Raw genomic sequence first — 18,058 nt, 5'->3', positions numbered from 1 at the left:
GGTCGCTAAACCGTTATTCCGTGTCAGTGGAGGCGCATTATAGGGGGTTCCTGACAACTGACAAGTGTTTCTTAAAAATAAATTGCCGACAGCATTATTTTTCAACAAAGTGCTTTTTTTTAATGCGCTTTGCCTGGTAAGACAGCAAATTCATCGGCGAAACGCTCCACCTTATCCCAGTTGGTATACTCCACTTCTTTCGTTGGATCCGTCTCGCCCCCCGTCATGCGCATAATCAGTTGGATCATCATCCGGTCAAAGAAACCATAACGCGGGTAACGCAAAGCGCCAGCAAACACCGCGCAACAATCTGGTTGCCAGGGAGATTGCCGCAGGAATTTACGTGTATAGGCATTGGTTTGCGGGGTACACTTTTCAGGCTTACGCGCCGTCAGGTTCACCGAGAAAAAACCGGACGGACGCTGACGTAGCTCCAGTCTGTGCTGCTTCACAAATTTCATCACGTTAGGATGGAAGTGACCATAACGAATCGAGGCCCCAATCAACACGCGATCATACTTCGCCCAGTCTATCGCCTGCGCATGCAGAATGTTGACAATATCGCACTCCTGCTGCGGTTGCAGTCGCTTCGCGATACAAGCTGCGATCTCACGAGTCTGTCCATCACGGCTGGAAAACAGAATTAATGCTTTCATATAAAAACTCAATGTAAATCATTCGCGCCAAAAGGTCGGCGTGAACAGGACTAACAGCGTGAAAACCTCAAGACGACCAAAAAGCATCGTCAGGATCAAAATCCATTTCGCCGTATCATTCATGGTAGCGAAGTTATCCGCCACTACCCCTAACCCAGGCCCCAGATTATTCAGCGTTGCCGCCACCGCCGCAAAGGCAGAAAAATCATCCACGCCCGTGGCGATAATTGCCAGCATACTGAGCAGGAACACCAGCGCATATGCAGAGAAAAATCCCCATACGGCCTCAAGGATACGTTCAGGCAACGCCCGCGACCCGAGTTTAATAGTATAAACCGCATTAGGATGTACCAGTCGTTTCAGCTCCCGACTCCCCTGCTTAAACAGCAACAGGATACGGATCACCTTCAGTCCACCACCTGTCGACCCGGCACAACCGCCAATAAAAGCAGAGCAGAGCAGCAGTACCGGCAGGAACAATGGCCAACGCGCAATACTGTCTGTGGTAAAACCGGCGGTGGTCGCCATCGACACCACCTGGAAGAAGGCTTGATTGAGCGTTTGCATCCCGCTGTGATAAACATTGTGGAACCACAGCACGACGGTGCAAATGACCACCAACGTGAACTGTACGCCAATAAACATCCGGAATTCCGGATCACGCCAGTAAACACGCAAATTGCGACCACTCAGCAATGAAAAGTGCAACCCGTAATTACAACCGGAGATCAGCAGAAAAATAGCAATAATGGTGTTGATAGTCGGACTGTTAAAATAGCCGATGCTGGCGTCATGCGTGGAGAACCCGCCAATTGCAATGGTTGAGAAACTGTGTCCAATCGCATCAAACAACGGCATCCCCGCCAGCCACAGAGCCAGTGCGCAGACCACTGTTAGCAGCACATAGATCAACCACAGCGTCTTTGCTGTCTCGGCGATGCGCGGCCGCATTTTATTGTCTTTCAGCGGCCCCGGCATTTCGGCACGATACAGTTGCATCCCCCCAACGCCGAGGATCGGCAAGATGGCAACCGCCAGCACAATGATCCCCATCCCCCCCAGCCACTGTAACATTTGCCGATAGAACAGAATCGCTTTCGGCAGTGAATCCAGCCCAACTAACGTCGTGGCGCCGGTGGTGGTCAGACCGGAGAAAGATTCAAAGAAGGCGTCGGTCACCGACAGATTCGGATGCTCAGCAAAGATAAAGGGCATCGCCCCCACACTCCCCAGCACCGTCCAGAACAGCACCACAATCAGGAAACCTTCCCGTGGCTTAAGCTCACGCTTCTGCTTACGGTTAGGCCACCAGAGTAGTGAGCCGATCAACAATGCCATAAAAAAAGTCTGGGTAAATGCACGTCCTGCGCCATCACGGTAGATCAACGCCACCAGCCCAGGAACGATCATGGTGCTCGAAAACAGAATGACCAGTAAACCCACAATGCGGGTAATGGCACGAAAATGCATGCAACCGTTCCTTACCTGACAAGTAATAATGTTATTTGAGCGGGACCAGATGCAGACCCCCTCTGCTAAAGTCCGTAAGATTTTGCGTAAACCCGGCGACCTGAGCATGGGGTAAGGCCAGCGTCAACGAAACGTATTGTAAAAATTCGCTGTGCTGCAATTGTCCATGAAACCGGGCAATCATTCTTTCGATCTCAGACAACTGCGCATAATCGCAAGTAAGCATAAACGTCAGCATCGGCACTTTTTGCAAGCGAGGCAACAATTTAAGCGCCTGCTGTACTCCCCCGCCATACGCTTTCACCAATCCGCCCGTGCCTAACTGAATGCCGCCATAGTAGCGGACCACCACGGCGGTTATCTCCCCAATATCATTACCCATCAGTTGAGCGAGCATTGGTTTGCCTGCCGTACCAGAAGGTTCACCGTCATCAGAAAAACCCAACTGCTGGGAATCCGCAGGCGAACCAGCTACCCAGGCCCAACAGTGATGCCGGGCGGTTGGATGCTCGCTTTTCACCTGCTGGACAAAGGCGCGGGCCGCGGCCACTCCGTCAGTGTGCGCTAACAGCGTTATGAAACGGCTCTTTTTGATTTCCTCACTGAAGCTGAACAGCTGCTCCGCAGGGATGTCATAAGCGTCCATCAGTCCAGCTTTAAATCCCGTGTCATGTTTTCCACACCCTGTTCGCGGATAATCACATTATCCTCAATACGAATACCGCCGTAAGGTTTCAGCGCATCAATGCGCGCCCAGTCAAAATGTTGGCTGAATTTGCCTGCCCGCCACGGGGCCAGCAGCGAATCAATAAAATAGATACCCGGCTCAATGGTCAGTACCATGCGCGGTTCGAGAATACGCGTACAACGCAGATAAGGATACTGCTGCGGCGCGGCCAGATGCGTACCATGATCATCCTGCATAAATCCAGCAACATCATGCACCTGCAACCCCAATGGATGTCCCACGCCATGCGGCATAAATGGCCCGGTGATATCCTCCGCCACCAGCGCTTCTTCGCTCAGCCCTTTCACCAACTGATGTTTCAGCAGCAGCTTTGCAATGCGCTGATGCATTTGCAGATGGTATTCGGTGTAACGTACGCCCGCCTTAAGTGTAACGATCAGCGCCAGTTCTTCCTCGTTCATGTCTTTGAGCAGTTGAGCATACTCACTGCCACTACTGGCGGCATAAGTACGCGTCAGATCGGCAGCATAGCCGTTGTATTCGGTACCGGCATCGATCAGAAAACTGCGCGACTGTTCTGGCGGTAAACGATCCAGTTTAGTGTAATGCAGTACTGCCGCATGTTCATTCAGCGCAATAATGTTGCCATAAGGCACGTCAATATCACGGTGTCCGGTAGTGCTGAGATAGACATGGTTAATATCAAACTCGCTCATGCCAGCCAGAAACGCCTCCCTGGCCGCCCGATGCCCGGACACCGCCGTCTTCTGCGCTTCACGCAGGCAATACAGCTCATAATCCGTTTTATAAGACCGATGATAATGCAGGAAGTCGATCACCCCTTGCGGGTTGATGTGCTCTGCCCTGATCCCCAGTTGCGCAGCACGTTCCGGCACCGGACCAATGTAGGCGACATTCTGGCGCTGGGATGGCAACAGTTGCGCGATTTCGTCGGCTTTCTTTAACGCCACGATCTCGACTTCATCGGTCCAAAAACTTTGCGGTAACGGCTCAACGTTATGCCAGTAATCTACCGGCGAGTAGAACCACAGCTTTGGCTTATTGACGCCGTCCACCCACAGCCAGCAGTTTGGCACCGATGTCACTGGCACCCAGGCTTTAAATTGCGGGTTGACCTTAAACGGATAGTCATGATCATCAAGGAAAACCGTCAGCAGTTCTCCTGAGTGGATTAGCATAGCATCCTGTTTAAAACGGGCTAAAACCTGCTGCGTGCGCGTCTGCAGCGTTTCGATGTGCTCCTGATACAGGCTCACCAACGGTTCCATCACATTACCTCCGTAACACCAGATTGAGCGCATCTTATCACAGCCGTTTGTCTGATGCCGTTTTGCTGCGCCCGTGATCTCATTTGCAAATAATCAAACTTTTATTTGCAAATAATTAACATAAGATTCACACTCTCAATCATCTGGTATGACCAGTTCCTCTTATCGCAGTTGCAGGAGACTAATATGCTCTACCAAGGCGAAACCCTGACCTTAAGCTGGCTGGACCACGGCATCGCCGAGCTGGTATTTGACGCTGCCGGCTCAGTCAACACGTTGAATACCCAAACCGTCACCAGTCTGGGTGAGGCAATCACAGTACTGGAACAACTACCGGGACTAAAGGGCCTGTTGCTTCGTTCACGCAAGCCAGCTTTTATCGTCGGCGCCGATATTACTGAATTCCTTTCACTGTTTGCGGCCTCAGCCGAAAAACTTTCGCAGTGGCTGGCCTTCGCCAATGATCTCTTTAACCGTCTTGAAGATTTACCGGTTCCCACGCTTTCCGCCATTCAGGGTTATGCCCTCGGGGGCGGTTGTGAATGCGTGCTGGCCACGGATTTCCGTATCGCCACACCGGATGCCCGGATTGGTCTGCCTGAAACGAAATTGGGCATCATGCCAGGTTTTGGCGGCTCGGTGCGTTTGCCTCGATTACTCGGTGCAGACAGCGCGCTGGAAATGATCATCGCCGGTAAAGATCTGGACGCGCAGCAGGCACTGGCCACCGGTTTGGTGGATGCGGTGGTCGCGGCTGAAAAACTGCGTGATGCCGCTATCGCAATTCTGCAGGATGCAATGACAGGTCATCAGGACTGGCGTGCTCGCCGTCAACCTAAACTGCAACCACTGAAGCTTAACAACATTGAAGCCGCGATGAGTTTCAGCGTCGCCAAAAGCAGGGTGTTGCAAACTGCCGGTAAACATTATCCGGCACCGTTCACTGCAGTAACAACCATTGAAGCCGCCGCGGGTCTGAGCCGTAATGAAGCATTGCAGCTGGAAACCCAGGCCTTTGTGCCGTTAGCCCGTTCTGATACAGCGCGGGCGCTGATTGGCCTCTTCCTGAGTGATCAGGCGGTTAAGAGTAAGGTGAAAAAACTCACTCATCGCGTCCCTCCCCCAAAACAGGCCGCGATACTGGGGGCTGGGATCATGGGTGGCGGCATCGCCTGTCAGTCCGCCTGGACAGGCGTCCCTGTGATCATGAAGGATATCAACCCGACCTCGCTGGATCTGGGGATAAAAGAAACCGCCAGGCTGCTGAACAAACAGCTTGAGCGCGGCAAAATCGACAGCATGAAGATGGCTAGTGTGATTGGCACCATCCAGCCGACACTGAGTTACGCAGGATTTGAACGGGCGGATATCGTGGTCGAAGCGGTAGTGGAGAACCCCAGGGTGAAAGCTGCGGTACTGGCCGAGACAGAAGGCTATTTACGAGAAGGAGCCATCCTCGCCTCCAATACATCCACCCTTCCCATCACCCAGTTAGCTACCGCGCTGCAACACCCGGAAAATTTCTGTGGTATGCACTTTTTCAATCCTGTGCATCGTATGCCGTTGGTCGAAGTGATTCGCGGCGAGAAAACATCAGATGCCACATTGGCGACAGTCGTGGCGTGGGCCAGTAAAATGGGTAAAACACCGATTGTGGTCAATGACGGTCCCGGCTTCTTCGTCAACCGGGTGCTATTTCCCTACTTTTCCGCTTTCAGCCTGCTGCTGCGCGACGGGGCGGACTATCGTCAGATTGATAACGTGATGGAAAAACAGTTTGGCTGGCCAATGGGCCCGGCCTGGTTGCTGGACGTGGTAGGGATCGATACCGCTCATCATGCCCAAACCGTGATGGCCGAAGGTTTTCCGGACAGAATGCAAAAAGATTATCGTAATGCTATCGATCTACTGTTTGAGACACAGCGCTATGGGCAAAAAAATCAGCTTGGTTTTTACCGCTGGGAAACCGACAGTAAAGGTCGGCCTAAAAAGATCGCCGATCCAGCTGTAGATGAACTGCTACAGAGCGTCTGTCAGCCCAAACGGGTGTTCTGTGACGCTGAAATCATCGCCCGCATGATGATCCCCATGATCAATGAAGTGGTGCGCTGCCTGGCCGATAAGATTATTGCCACGCCCGCCGAAGCGGATATCGCGCTGGTGTATGGGCTGGGCTTTCCCCCTTTCCATGGTGGTGCTTTTCGCTACCTGGATACCCAGGGCAACGCCCATTTTGTCAGCCAGGCGCGCTCTTTCAGCCAACTCGGCGCACTGTATCTGCCGCCAGAGAGCTTGCGAGATAAGGCACTGAACGATGAGCGCTGGTATCCCCAGACAATGCCAGTTGGTGATGTCTCTTTAAAAACGGCGTGAGGATAAGAAGATGGAAAAAGTGGTTATTGTTGATGCCGTACGCACGCCGATGGGACGTTCAAAAGGTGGGGCATATCGCGATGTGCGCGCCGAAGATCTCTCCGCCCAACTGATGCGCAGCTTGCTCAGTCGCAACCCGGCGCTGGCGGCAGAAGACCTGGACGACATTTACTGGGGCTGCGTACAGCAGACGCAGGAGCAGGGATTTAATATTGCCCGCAACGCGGCCCTGCTGGCAGAGATCCCACACCAAGTGCCTGCCACGACCGTTAATCGCCTCTGTGGTTCCTCAATGCAAGCCCTGCATGATGCGAGCAGAGCGATTATGGTGGGTGATGCCAGCGCCTGCCTGGTCGGCGGCGTCGAACATATGGGCCATGTACCGATGAGCCACGGCGTAGATTTTCATCCTGGCCTGAGCAAAACTGTCGCTAAAGCCGCGAGTATAATGGGGCTGACGGCAGAGATGTTGGCGAAAGTACATGGCATCAGCCGTGAAATGCAAGATGCTTTCGCTGCCCGTTCGCACCAGAGAGCCTGGTCCGCCACACAGGCCGGTTATTTCAAGGGAGAGATAATCGCCACCTGCGGTCATGATGCCGACGGTGTATTGAAACGTTATGACTTCGATGAAGTTATTCGTCCGGATACCACGGCTGAAGGCCTGGCGGCATTGCGCCCTGCTTTCGATCCGGTGAAAGGAACGGTCACGGCGGCAAGTTCATCAGCACTGTCAGACGGCGCTGCCGCCATGCTGGTGATGAGCGAGACGCACGCTAAAGCGCTGGGTCTGCAAGCCAGGGCCTATATTCGCTCGATGGCGGTGGTCGGCGGTGATCCGTCGCTCATGGGATACGGTCCGGTTCCCGCATCAAAATTAGCGCTGAAAAGAGCCGGACTGAGTGTCAGTGATATTGACCTGTTTGAACTGAACGAAGCCTTTGCCGCACAGACGCTGCCATGCATTAAAGACCTTGGACTATTGGATGTACTGGATGAGAAAGTGAATCTGAATGGCGGCGCCATTGCACTGGGCCATCCACTGGGTTGCTCTGGAGCCCGTATCAGCACCACATTGTTAAATCTGTTGGAACAACGCGATGCTCAGTTTGGTCTGGCAACCATGTGCATTGGTTTGGGACAGGGGATCGCGACAGTCTTTGAGCGCGTCTGATCCTTTGTTCTGGACGTTGAGTTGCCCTTCTTTCCGCAGGGCCGCGGCACACTTTTTCAGGGGGCAGAGCGCTCTGCCCCTTGAATATCAGATAAAGGCGAAAGCATCGCCATACATCTGCTCTTCTTTTGCTTCCCGCTCAGCGCAGAAACGCTCGCGGGCAATTTTTGCCATTTCAAAACGCCCGGCGATGTAGATGTCGTGGCCGCTCAGATTACCGTAATCATTCATCACCGCCGTCAGTACCGTTCCGTTCCGTCCTTCCCAACCCGGATCAGGCTGCTCAACCACGGGAATGATTTTCAGATTTGGATGCTTCACCGCCAGAGCATCCAGTTCTTCCATATCATACAGATGTTTCAGCTCGCGCCCACCCCAGTAGAGTGCAATATCGCGATCAGGCTGTTCTGACAAGGCCGTCAGCAGGATTGAACGGGCATAAGAAAAACCCGTCCCCCCCGCGATCAGGATCAATGGACGATCACTATCGTTCCGCAGCCATGCATCACCATGAGGGATATCGACGGTAATTTTACGCTGCTGCTGAATACGTTCCATCACCGCCATGGCGTAGAGATTCAGTTCAGATGCGCCAATGTGCAGCTCAATAATATCTTTTTCCATCGGCGTGGAAGCCAGTGAAAATGGACGTTTGTCCCGCTCATCCATCACAACCATCAGGTACTGACCCGCACGGAAGCTGAAGTCGGCCTCCGGCACCATACGCACCCGATAAACAGTATCGGTAATCGCTTCTACCGAGATAACTTTGCAGCTTAACGTTGTCATGCGTTCCCTCTGTCGATCGAACAATTATTTGCCGGGCGTAGTTTTGCATGTGGGCGTATTACTGAAAATCCCTAACTGATCCCAGATAGCATCAATACGCGCTGTAACAGCGGGATCCTTACGGATCGGACGTCCCCACTCACGTTGGGTTTCTCCCGGCCATTTATTGGTCGCATCCAGCCCCATCTTCGAACCCAAACCAGAAACCGGTGAGGCAAAATCCAGATAATCGATTGGCGTATTCTCCACCAGCACCGTATCTCTGGCTGGATCCATCCGCGTGGTGATTGCCCAGATTACATCATTCCAGTCACGGGCATTGACGTCATCATCGCAGACAATGACAAATTTTGTATACATAAACTGGCGCAGAAAAGACCAGACACCCATCATGACCCGCCGGGCATGGCCTGCATACTGCTTTTTCATCGTGACCACGGCCAGACGGTAAGAACAGCCTTCCGGCGGCAGATAGAAATCAACAATTTCCGGAAATTGCTTCTGCAGGATAGGAACGAACACCTCATTCAGCGCGACACCTAACACCGCAGGTTCGTCTGGCGGACGCCCGGTATAAGTTGAATGATAAATCGCATCGCGACGTTGCGTAATGTGCGTCACCGTAAACACCGGGAAACGGTCTACTTCATTATAATAACCGGTATGATCACCGTAAGGCCCTTCCTCAGCCATTTCACCCGCTTCAATATAACCTTCCAACACAATTTCAGCACTGGCAGGGACTTCCAGATCGTTAGAAATGCACTTCACCACTTCGGTTTTAGTGCCACGCAATAACCCGGCAAAAGCGTATTCCGACAACGTATCCGGCACCGGCGTTACTGCGCCAAGGATCGTCGCCGGATCAGCCCCCAGCGCCACAGCCACTGGAAAGCGCTCGCCAGGATGCTGTTGCGACCACTCCAGGAAATCCAGCGCGCCGCCGCGGTGTGATAGCCAGCGCATGATCAGCTTGTTTTTAGCGATAACCTGCTGGCGATAAATTCCCAAATTTTGCCGCGTTTTATGCGGCCCTCGGGTCACCGTCAACCCCCAGGTCACCAGCGGTGCCACATCTTCTGGCCAACATTTCATCACGGGTATCTTGTGAAGATCCACCTCTTCGCCTTGCCAAATTTGCTGCTGACATGGCGCATCCCGCACGTGTTTGGCCGGCATGTTTAATACCTGCTTCCACTGCGGAATTTTATCGTAGAAGTCACGGAGACCACGCGGTGGTTCAGGCTCTTTCAGGAAAGCCAACAGTTTGCCCACCTCACGCAACGCCGTAACATCTTCCTGTCCCATACCGAGCGCAACCCGCTCCGGCGTGCCGAACAGATTACAGAGCACGGGCATGTTGTAGCCTGTAGGATTTTCAAATAATAGCGCCGGACCGCCTGCCCGTAGCGTCCGGTCGGCAATCTCGGTCATCTCGAGAACAGGGTCGATCTGTTGCGTAATACGTTTTAATTCTCCGCGCTGTTCCAGCAGAGAGAGGAAATCACGTAAGTCGTGGTATTTCATGACTTCTCATCAATACGGTCAGTGAATCGGCTATTATAAAGAGGATCAAAGCAGGATGCTTAGTTTTTCGCGGCGTGATGTATGAGTTCATGGAGATTTTACCAGAAAAAAACATCCGTTCGATAACAAGCCATCGGTGAATAACCACCGTAAAACAGAGATGACGATTTTGCGTTCCGATAACGACAACAGGCCAGGGGCCGCATCAGGCCGGGATGTATCTATAACTCTGGCCTCAATTTTGTTATTCTTATCCCCCCTGAAATTGTGAAGTGACGTTATGGAATCCTGGTATTTACTTTATTGCAAACGTGGTCAGCTGCTTCGCGCCAAAGAACACCTTGAACGCCAGGCTGTGCATTGTCTCAGCCCAATGATTGCATTAGAGAAACTGGTGCGTGGCAAGCGCACCCAGGTGAGAGAACCGCTGTTCCCTAATTACCTGTTTATTGAATTCGATCCGGAAGCCATACACACCACCACCATCAGTGCGACTCGCGGCGTCAGCCACTTCGTCCGCTTTGGTAACCTGCCGGCTACGGTTCCCCTGGAGGTGATAACCGCTTTACAGACAGAGAATACCGAAATACGGGTTGATCCAGATCTACCCCAGCCAGGCGACCAGGTGATTATCACCACCGGTGCTTTTGAGGGACTAAAGGCGATTTTTACCGAGCCGGATGGCGAAGCGCGATCCATATTGCTGCTTAATTTATTGAATAAACAGATCGTACGCAGCCTGGATAACAAACAATTCCAGAAACTCTGACGTAAGTTTCTTCTGCCTGCTGCCCATCCCGTTATGCAGGCAGTCCTGTTATCCGGAACAGCTCCCGTGCATTACGATCGCACTGCAGCCCCAGAGATGATGCGTCTTCTCCCCGTAACCCAGCAACCTGCTCAACAATGTGCGGTAAAAAACAGGGTTCGTTGCGGCGAGAAGCGGGACGAGGACGCATATCTCGAGGGATCAGATAAGGCGCATCCGTCTCCAGCAGTAGGCGGTTCGCCGGGATCAACGGCATCAGTTCGCGCAGTTCCTGTCCGCGACGCTCATCACACACCCAGCCAGTAATACCGACATACAGCCCAGCCGTCAGGCAGTCTTCCAGCTCTGCTTTGGTGCCGGTAAAGCAGTGGATAACCGCGCCGGCCAGTTTAGGCAACCATGGCGTAAGGATAGCCATAAAACGATCATGGGCCTCTCGGCAGTGGAGAAACACCGGAAGCCCTAAGTCTGCGGCCAGCGCTAACTGAGCGTTAAAAGCGTAAGCCTGCTGCTCGGGTCCGGCGACATTACGGTTAAAATCCAGTCCGCATTCGCCAATAGCCACGACTTCCGGTCTTGCGGCCAACCGTTTCAGCGTGGCCGCCGTTTCACCTGACCATTCGCTGGCATGATGAGGATGAACGCCAGCGGTCGACCAACAATATCCTGGACGGCGAGCCGCCAGACTTTGCGCCTGCTGACTTTCCAGCGCATTGGTCCCCGTTATCAACAAACCCGTCACTGCGGCATCTTTCGCACGTCTAACGACCTTGTCGCGATCTTTCGCAAACTGCGTACTGGTCAGATTGACCCCAATATCAAACATAGCGTGTTCCAAACAGTAACCGCCCTTTCGGGCGGTTCTTTCACGTCAACGGAATGCAAGGCACCATATCTGCCCACATCGCTATTCTGTTCCAGCTTCTTCCGGTTGATGGTCCTTGCGGCCCTTGCCCACATAGAAGCGGGAGAAGAACACCCCTACTTCAAACAGACAGTACATCGGGATTGCCAACAGTGTCTGCGAGAAAACATCGGGAGGCGTCAGTAACATGCCCACCACGAAAGCACCGACCAGAACATACGGGCGCTTTTTCTTCAGCTCTTCCGGAGTGGTCACCCCGGTCCAACATAACAATACAATGGCAATCGGCACTTCAAAGGAAACACCAAAGGCCATAAACAACGCCATCACAAAATCGAGGTAGTTGCTAATATCCGTGGCAATCACGACCCCCTGAGGTGCGGTTTTGGCAAAGAAACCAAAGGCCAACGGAAAGACAATAAAGTAGGCGAAAGCCATCCCTATGTAGAATAGGAATGAACTGGAAAACAGTAGCGGCATCACCAGCCTACGCTCATGACGATACAAAGCCGGCGCGATAAAGGCCCAAATCTGATAGAGGATCACCGGTACCGCAAGGAATACCGAAACGATCATCGTCAGCTTAATGGGGGTGAAAAATGGGGATGCCACATCGGTTGCAATCATGCTGGCTCCTGCTGGCATCTGTTTGATCAGTGGCGCAGAGACCATCTGATAGATGTCATTGGAAAAATAAACCAGGCACAGAAAAATGGCGACGACGGCGATAATGCAATTCAGTAAACGCTTACGGAGTTCAATCAGATGACTGATAAGCGGTTGGGTATCTTCAACAGCCATGTTTAACTTTGCTCTCCCGATTGAGTGATGGAAGCGGGAGCGCGACTGGACAGTTTGGACGGCTCGTCGCCTGCTGCCGTCACCGCTTCCTTATCTACGGCTACCGTAGCAGAGACACTGGCAGCGTCAGAGACATGCACCACCGGCTCAGAGGGCTCTACCGTAGTAGCCGCTGCCACAACCTCCTGCTGGACGGACATCCTGGGAGCTGGCTCCGGTGCGCTAACCGAGTGAACGGCTGCCACTGGCGCACTTTCCTCATGATTGCGGATGGTGTTCGCTTCATCATCGGCTTTTTCATGCTCTCCCAGATACGAGCGCCGAATAGACTCCGCCGACTGTTTCAGCTCTTCCATTGACGCTTTCAGCTCTGGCGTCAGGTTGTTTTTACTCGCCTCTTCCACTTTCCTCAAACTGTCCTGCAACTCCTGCAATTTGAGTTCCTGCGCCAGCTCATTCTGCACATTCGCCGCCAGCGAACGCAGAGCGCGGATCCAACCGACAACGGTCTTGACCGCCACCGGTAAACGTTGGGGACCGAGCACCACAAGCCCGATAACGAACACCAATATCAGTTCACTAAAGCCTATGTCGAACACGGTTTATACCTTGTCGTTCTTAGCGTCTTCTTTCGACGCTTCTGTCTGCTGTTTGTCAGCCAGTTTGGCATTAAAGTCAGCATCATTAGCGTGTTTTTTGTCCGTCTCGTCTTCATCGCTCATGGCTTTTTTGAAGCCTTTGATCGATGAACCCAGGTCAGAACCCAGCGTACGTAATTTATTGGTACCAAAGAGAAGAACAACAATTACGGCAATAATTAACAATTGCCAGATACTAATACCGCCCATATTTTGCCTCTGATAATGAGTTATAATGCCAGTTTCGCAGTATATACAGCTTGAGCCGCGCTGACGATGAGCAAAGCCGCCCCGACAATGTTCAACCGCTCTTTTTACCTTTCATGACAATCAGGCCGTCTTCTGCCAGCCAATCAGCCAGATGACCAGACCAGCGGCGACCATCAACGCAGAGATCAGATCCCATTGTGGCCTGGACAGCAGGATGCCGGTCCCACTCAGCAATAACGTCGCACCAACGCCAAACAGATAACGTGACTGATGCTGTCTGCTACGCGCCCCTTGCAGGTCGTCGGTCAATTTATTGATGCTATGTTGCAAACGCTTGTGCTGATGGAGGCTGTCATAAAACAACTCAGGCAATTCAGGCAATTTTTCCGCCCAGAACGGCGCTTTTTCCTTCAGGGCACGCACAATAGCGGGAATACCTATCTGATCTTTAATCCAGTTTTCCAGAAACGGCTTCGCGGTTTTCCACAGATCAAGTTGTGGATACAACTGTCGGCCCACACCTTCAACATACAGTAATGTCTTCTGCAGAAGAACCAGTTGCGGCTGAACTTCCATATTGAAGCGCCTGGCGGTATTAAATAAATTCAGCAATACATGGCCGAAAGAAATCTCCGCCAACGGCTTTTCAAAAATAGGTTCACAGACCGTACGGATAGCAAACTCAAAATCTTCAACATTGGTGTCTGGCGGCACCCACCCTGAATCCACATGCAGTTCCGCCACCTTGCGATAATCGCGATTGAAAAAAGCGATAAAGTTCTCGGCCAGGTAGCGTTTGTCTTCTTTGTTCAGCGATCCAACAATACCGCAATCAATCCCGATGTACTGTGGATCTTCCGGATGGTCATAGCTAACGAAGATATTGCCGGGATGCATATCCGCATGGAAGAAGCTGTCGCGGAACACTTGGGTAAAGAATACCTGAACGCCGCGTTCTGCCAGTAACTGCATATTGACGCCATGCTGTTCAAGCTGTACCACGTCATTAACGGGAATACCGTAAATACGTTCCATCACCAACATGGTTTCACTGCAGTAGTCGGAGAAAATTTCCGGCACATACAGCATATTGCTGCCATCGAAATTACGCCGCAACTGAATGGCGTTCGCGGCTTCCCGCAGCAGGTTCAGTTCGTCGATCAGCGTTTTTTCGTAGTCCTCCACCACTTCCTGTGGCCGCAGACGACGACCATCCGGTAGCAAACGGGGAACCCAACGAGCCATACGTTTGATCAACCGCATATCTGCTTTGATCACGGGCAAGATATCCGGACGAATCACTTTGATGACCACTTCCCGGCCGTTTTCTTTCAGCGTGGCGGTATGCACCTGCGCGATAGAGGCCGACGCCAACGGTTTAATCACGAAATCGTCGAACCAGGTTTCAACCGGACTACCAAGTGACTGTTCAATCTGACGTTTTGCCTGTGCTCCATCAAATGGCGCAACGCGGTCTTGTAACATGGCCAATTGGTCAGCAATGTGCGGTGGAAACAGATCGCGGCGGGTAGACATCATCTGACCAAACTTGATCCAAACCGGCCCCAGCTGTTCCAGCGCCAGGCGTAAACGCTCGCCCAACGGCTGATCCTTGTGCTGATTTGGCATCCAGAACAGGCATTTACGCCACAAATGCAGCGGCAATGCCAGCCGGGTTTTGGGGATCAATTCGTCGAGACCGTAGCTGAGGAAATTGCGGATAATAAAATAGAGACGACGTATTTCTCCGAGGGTCATTTTCCCTCCAGCGCGTTCAGACGAACGTCCAGAGCGGAAAACGCGTGCGCAACGGCGTCCACCTCTTCCGCAAACCACGCCAGTTCAAGGCTACCGGGCGCCAACCGCCACTCTTCCGTCAATACCTGGCTCAGATAACCCTGTTTACGCTTAAGGTCGTTACGGAACAAGAGCACACCGCGCCGGACGAACAAACTGATGCTTTGAGCCACAATATCGCCGGTCCATGGAGCGAGATATTCGGCCGGATCCAGCTCAGCCAGATCAACCAGTGCGGAAAAATGCTGTACCACCTGTGGATCCCCGTCAACATCCAATTCACCATTGCGGATCAGGCGGGTTAACTGTTGGCGATCACGCAATTTACCCAGCGTGGCCAGTCGGGTTTTCACCAGACAATCCGGTGTGTCGTTCCATTCACCCAGCACATCCAGCTGCTTTTCACCGAAGATAAAGGTGATCGGCTGTTTCAGCTCAGCCAGGTCAATCATCAGACTTTTGCCATTCAGGCGTTGACGTGCCGCTTTCAAGCCGCGATCACGATACAAAATCTGATTAAGTGCCGTTTCCAGCCCCGCAGTTAATAGCGGTGTTAAACTCATGCGCTTTCCTGTTTAAAACTTGAATCCACGGTGCAGCGCGACAATGCCACCGGTGAGATTGTAATAGGTGGTATTTTCGAACCCGGCAGCTTCCATCATCTGCTTAAGCGTTTCCTGGTCTGGATGCATACGAATAGATTCAGCCAGATAACGGTAGCTTTCAGCGTCTTTCGCCACCAGTTGCCCAATACGTGGCAGGACATGGAAAGAGTATGCATCATAGGCTTTGTTCAACGGCGCCAGCAGCGGTTTGGAGAACTCCAGCACCAGCAGGCGTCCACCCGGCTTCAACACGCGAAACATAGAAGCCAGCGCCTTATCTTTTTCAGTGACATTGCGCAGGCCGAAGGCGATGGTAATGCAATCGAAAGTGTTGTCGGGGAACGGCAGCGCTTCCGCATTAGCCTGAACATAGTTCACATTGCCAACGATACCACTGTTGCGCAGCTTTTCACGGCCCACTTTCAGCATGGAGCTGTTGATATCGGCCAGCACTACTTCGCCAGTCTCGCCCACCAGACGCGAGAATTTTGCCGTAAGATCCCCCGTTCCCCCCGCCAGATCCAGCACATGCTGCCCGCGACGCACACCGCTACAGTCGATAGTAAAACGCTTCCAGATACGGTGGATACCGAACGACATCAGATCGTTCATCAGGTCATATTTGGCTGCAACGGAATGGAAAACATCAGCCACCATTTCAGCTTTGTCGCTTTTAGCGACGGTACGAAAGCCAAAATGGGTGGTGTCCTTTGATTCATCTGCCATTTGTTTTGCCTGCTCTGCAATCAATATTCAGTCAAGTGTATCAGAGTCCCGCGGGTCAGGCACGGCCTTGCGGCTCATTCATTGATGCGTGTCGACGCAATATTCTCATCCGCATCACACAAGGGAACATTGTCACTGTCTTCATCCTCTTCCGGTACGTCAAAAGCTTCCGGCATCGCCTGTTCCACCAGACGGGGATTGATTGGACGCTTTACCTCCACCCCCAACTGGCGGAAACTTTCAGTCTGGGCAATCAGGTTACCCCGACCTTCTGACAGCTTTTTCATCGCCTGCCGATAGCTGTCCTGCGCCCGATCGAGGTTTTGTCCCATTGCTGACATATCATCAACAAACAAGCGCATTTTGTCATACAGCTTCGCCGCTCTGTCAGCAATACGCTGGGCATTACGGCTCTGGTGTTCATAACGCCACAGATTACTGATGGTGCGCAATGCCACCAGCAGCGTAGTCGGGCTGACCAACATGATGTTCTGGTTTAACGCTTCATTAATTAACTCAGGCTGGCGATCAATGGCTAACAGAAATGCTGGCTCAACCGGGATAAACATCAACACATAATCCAGCGAGCGTAAACCCGGCAATTGTTGATAATCTTTTCGGCCCAGTTGGCGGATATGCCCGCGGATGGCCGCGATATGCTCGCTAAGTGCCGCTTCCCGCGTGGCCTCATCCTCTCCGTTGAAATAGCGTTCGTAGGCGACAAGGGCCATTTTGGCATCAATCACCACGTCCTTACCCTGGGGTAAACGCACGATAACATCCGGCTGCATCCGACCGCTTTGTTCCCGCTGGATATTGACCTGGGTGTCGTATTCATGTCCCTTGCGCAAGCCGGAAGCTTCAAGCACCCGACTGAGCACGACTTCACCCCAGTTGCCTTGCGTTTTATTGTCGCCTTTTAGCGCTTTGGTCAGATTGATCGCTTCCTGCGCCATTTGCGCATTCAACTGCTGCAGATTACGAATTTCATGGGAAAGCGTGTGACGTTCACGGGCCTCCTGACCAAAACCTTCCTGTACCTGGCGCCGAAAACCTTCCAACTGTTCGCGCAATGGTGCGAGCAGGCCGTTAAGACTCTGACGATTTTGCTCATCCACCCGACGGCCACTGTTTTCAAAGATACGATTAGCAAGGTTTTCAAACTGCGCATTGAGGCGTTGCTCACTGTTGATCAGCAGCCGCTGTTTCTCTTCTGCCGCCATCCGCGTCTCCTCCAGACGGATAGTCACTTCACGGAGTTCGGCTTCCTGAGCACTATTAATTTCTAATTGATTGCGTAATTCACGGGTCAGTTGTTCAGCTTCATTACGCCAGTGATCCAAATGATGCAATTTTTCCTGCGCAGCGCTGAGCGAACCATGCAGTTGTCGCAGTTCCAGTTCATGCTGTTTTTGCATCTGCTGCTGCGCTTCCAGTTGCTGAACCAGTCGTTCGCGCTCCTGCTGCAACTGTTCAACTGATTGTCGCAGCAGTTGCCGTTCTGTTTCCTGCTTCGCCAACAACTGCTGGCTTCTGAACCAGGCAATGAGCCAACCTGTCAGCAGGCCCGCCAGACCTATACAGATGCCATAAGTATTTGTTGAATCCACGCTAATTCTCCCGCTCCTACTGATCTACGGGAAAAGGTAGAGCGGCACTGTATAAATGTCCAGATAAAAAC

17 protein-coding genes are annotated in these 18,058 nt (G+C 52.4%); 3 read left to right on the top strand and 14 right to left on the bottom strand.

The window, feature by feature from the left end; translation table 11 throughout:
- Positions 1-119 precede the first annotated feature (119 nt).
- Genes hemG through pepQ form a run of 4 tightly spaced genes read right to left on the bottom strand, consistent with a single transcriptional unit; the run spans position 120 to position 4,103 of the window.
- Positions 120-656 carry a menaquinone-dependent protoporphyrinogen IX dehydrogenase gene (gene hemG, locus EH228_RS06155; protein ID WP_152320799.1) on the bottom strand — a complete coding sequence of 179 codons (537 nt, stop codon included), beginning with the start codon at positions 654-656 and terminating at the stop codon, positions 120-122.
- 18 nt (positions 657-674) lie between these two features.
- Positions 675-2,126, bottom strand: coding sequence for a Trk system potassium transporter TrkH (trkH, locus tag EH228_RS06150; RefSeq protein WP_152320798.1), 1,452 nt, complete (start codon positions 2,124-2,126; stop codon positions 675-677).
- A 31-nt stretch (positions 2,127-2,157) separates the two neighbouring features.
- Positions 2,158-2,772, bottom strand: coding sequence for an IMPACT family protein (locus EH228_RS06145; RefSeq protein WP_152320797.1), 615 nt, complete (start codon positions 2,770-2,772; stop codon positions 2,158-2,160).
- Positions 2,772-4,103 carry a Xaa-Pro dipeptidase gene (pepQ, locus tag EH228_RS06140; protein WP_152320802.1) on the bottom strand — a complete coding sequence of 444 codons (1,332 nt, stop codon included), beginning with the start codon at positions 4,101-4,103 and terminating at the stop codon, positions 2,772-2,774. Before pepQ ends, EH228_RS06145 begins: the two co-directional genes overlap by 1 nt.
- A gap of 186 nt (positions 4,104-4,289) precedes the next feature.
- Between pepQ and fadB the strand changes: the two genes are divergently transcribed.
- Both fadB and fadA read left to right on the top strand, forming a co-directional pair.
- Positions 4,290-6,476, top strand: a complete 2,187-nt coding sequence (gene fadB, locus EH228_RS06135) for a fatty acid oxidation complex subunit alpha FadB (protein WP_152320796.1) — start codon at positions 4,290-4,292, stop codon at positions 6,474-6,476.
- 10 nt (positions 6,477-6,486) lie between these two features.
- Positions 6,487-7,650: an acetyl-CoA C-acyltransferase FadA gene (fadA, locus tag EH228_RS06130; protein ID WP_152320795.1), complete on the top strand. Its 1,164-nt coding sequence runs from the start codon at positions 6,487-6,489 to the stop codon at positions 7,648-7,650.
- 87 nt (positions 7,651-7,737) lie between these two features.
- Here the strand turns inward: fadA and fre are convergent, their stop codons facing one another.
- Both fre and ubiD read right to left on the bottom strand, forming a co-directional pair.
- Complete coding sequence (gene fre, locus EH228_RS06125) at positions 7,738-8,439, bottom strand: NAD(P)H-flavin reductase (protein ID WP_152320794.1); 702 nt, start codon at positions 8,437-8,439, stop codon at positions 7,738-7,740.
- Between the two features lie 24 nt (positions 8,440-8,463).
- Positions 8,464-9,966: a 4-hydroxy-3-polyprenylbenzoate decarboxylase gene (ubiD, locus tag EH228_RS06120; protein WP_152320793.1), complete on the bottom strand. Its 1,503-nt coding sequence runs from the start codon at positions 9,964-9,966 to the stop codon at positions 8,464-8,466.
- 280 nt (positions 9,967-10,246) lie between these two features.
- Here ubiD and rfaH point away from each other — a divergent pair, with 280 nt between their 5' ends.
- Positions 10,247-10,735, top strand: a complete 489-nt coding sequence (rfaH, locus tag EH228_RS06115) for a transcription/translation regulatory transformer protein RfaH (RefSeq protein ID WP_152320792.1) — start codon at positions 10,247-10,249, stop codon at positions 10,733-10,735.
- A gap of 31 nt (positions 10,736-10,766) precedes the next feature.
- Here the strand turns inward: rfaH and tatD are convergent, their stop codons facing one another.
- The 8 genes from tatD to rmuC all read right to left on the bottom strand — a co-directional run bounded on the left by tatD (position 10,767) and on the right by rmuC (position 17,987).
- A complete protein-coding gene (tatD, locus tag EH228_RS06110; protein ID WP_152320791.1) occupies positions 10,767-11,561 on the bottom strand; it encodes a 3'-5' ssDNA/RNA exonuclease TatD in 795 nt (264 codons plus the stop codon).
- Between the two features lie 81 nt (positions 11,562-11,642).
- A complete protein-coding gene (gene tatC / locus EH228_RS06105; protein WP_152320790.1) occupies positions 11,643-12,401 on the bottom strand; it encodes a Sec-independent protein translocase subunit TatC in 759 nt (252 codons plus the stop codon).
- Between the two features lie 2 nt (positions 12,402-12,403).
- Entirely contained in the window at positions 12,404-13,000 is a 597-nt protein-coding gene (gene tatB, locus EH228_RS06100; protein ID WP_152320789.1) for a Sec-independent protein translocase protein TatB, read from the bottom strand.
- Positions 13,001-13,003: 3 nt separating this feature from the next.
- Positions 13,004-13,249: a Sec-independent protein translocase subunit TatA gene (tatA, locus tag EH228_RS06095; RefSeq protein WP_152320788.1), complete on the bottom strand. Its 246-nt coding sequence runs from the start codon at positions 13,247-13,249 to the stop codon at positions 13,004-13,006.
- Between the two features lie 120 nt (positions 13,250-13,369).
- Positions 13,370-15,007: a ubiquinone biosynthesis regulatory protein kinase UbiB gene (gene ubiB, locus EH228_RS06090; RefSeq protein ID WP_152320787.1), complete on the bottom strand. Its 1,638-nt coding sequence runs from the start codon at positions 15,005-15,007 to the stop codon at positions 13,370-13,372.
- Positions 15,004-15,609, bottom strand: a complete 606-nt coding sequence (ubiJ, locus tag EH228_RS06085; RefSeq protein WP_152320786.1) for a ubiquinone biosynthesis protein UbiJ — start codon at positions 15,607-15,609, stop codon at positions 15,004-15,006. The genes ubiB and ubiJ overlap by 4 nt, the downstream gene beginning before the upstream one ends.
- 12 nt (positions 15,610-15,621) lie before the next feature.
- A complete protein-coding gene (ubiE, locus tag EH228_RS06080; RefSeq protein ID WP_152320785.1) occupies positions 15,622-16,377 on the bottom strand; it encodes a bifunctional demethylmenaquinone methyltransferase/2-methoxy-6-polyprenyl-1,4-benzoquinol methylase UbiE in 756 nt (251 codons plus the stop codon).
- A 74-nt stretch (positions 16,378-16,451) separates the two neighbouring features.
- Positions 16,452-17,987, bottom strand: coding sequence for a DNA recombination protein RmuC (gene rmuC, locus EH228_RS06075; protein WP_152320784.1), 1,536 nt, complete (start codon positions 17,985-17,987; stop codon positions 16,452-16,454).
- Positions 17,988-18,058 lie beyond the last annotated feature (71 nt).

Origin of the sequence: Erwinia endophytica (assembly GCF_009295515.1) — a bacterium.
Lineage (GTDB): Bacteria > Pseudomonadota > Gammaproteobacteria > Enterobacterales > Enterobacteriaceae > Erwinia > Erwinia endophytica.
Note: the sequence above shows the minus strand (reverse complement) of the source record. Positions and strands in the feature narration are given on the sequence as shown.

Bases quoted from the DNA above. Each gene is read 5' to 3' on its own strand.
- hemG (WP_152320799.1), bottom strand. From the start codon at position 656: ATGAAAGCATTAATTCTGTTTTCCAGCCGTGATGGACAGACTCGTGAG.
- trkH (WP_152320798.1), bottom strand. From the start codon at position 2,126: ATGCATTTTCGTGCCATTACCCGCATTGTGGGTTTACTGGTCATTCTG.
- EH228_RS06145 (WP_152320797.1), bottom strand. From the start codon at position 2,772: ATGGACGCTTATGACATCCCTGCGGAGCAGCTGTTCAGCTTCAGTGAG.
- pepQ (WP_152320802.1), bottom strand. From the start codon at position 4,103: ATGGAACCGTTGGTGAGCCTGTATCAGGAGCACATCGAAACGCTGCAG.
- fadB (WP_152320796.1), top strand. From the start codon at position 4,290: ATGCTCTACCAAGGCGAAACCCTGACCTTAAGCTGGCTGGACCACGGC.
- fadA (WP_152320795.1), top strand. From the start codon at position 6,487: ATGGAAAAAGTGGTTATTGTTGATGCCGTACGCACGCCGATGGGACGT.
- fre (WP_152320794.1), bottom strand. From the start codon at position 8,439: ATGACAACGTTAAGCTGCAAAGTTATCTCGGTAGAAGCGATTACCGAT.
- ubiD (WP_152320793.1), bottom strand. From the start codon at position 9,966: ATGAAATACCACGACTTACGTGATTTCCTCTCTCTGCTGGAACAGCGC.
- rfaH (WP_152320792.1), top strand. From the start codon at position 10,247: ATGGAATCCTGGTATTTACTTTATTGCAAACGTGGTCAGCTGCTTCGC.
- tatD (WP_152320791.1), bottom strand. From the start codon at position 11,561: ATGTTTGATATTGGGGTCAATCTGACCAGTACGCAGTTTGCGAAAGAT.
- tatC (WP_152320790.1), bottom strand. From the start codon at position 12,401: ATGGCTGTTGAAGATACCCAACCGCTTATCAGTCATCTGATTGAACTC.
- tatA (WP_152320788.1), bottom strand. From the start codon at position 13,249: ATGGGCGGTATTAGTATCTGGCAATTGTTAATTATTGCCGTAATTGTT.
- ubiB (WP_152320787.1), bottom strand. From the start codon at position 15,007: ATGACCCTCGGAGAAATACGTCGTCTCTATTTTATTATCCGCAATTTC.
- ubiJ (WP_152320786.1), bottom strand. From the start codon at position 15,609: ATGAGTTTAACACCGCTATTAACTGCGGGGCTGGAAACGGCACTTAAT.
- ubiE (WP_152320785.1), bottom strand. From the start codon at position 16,377: ATGGCAGATGAATCAAAGGACACCACCCATTTTGGCTTTCGTACCGTC.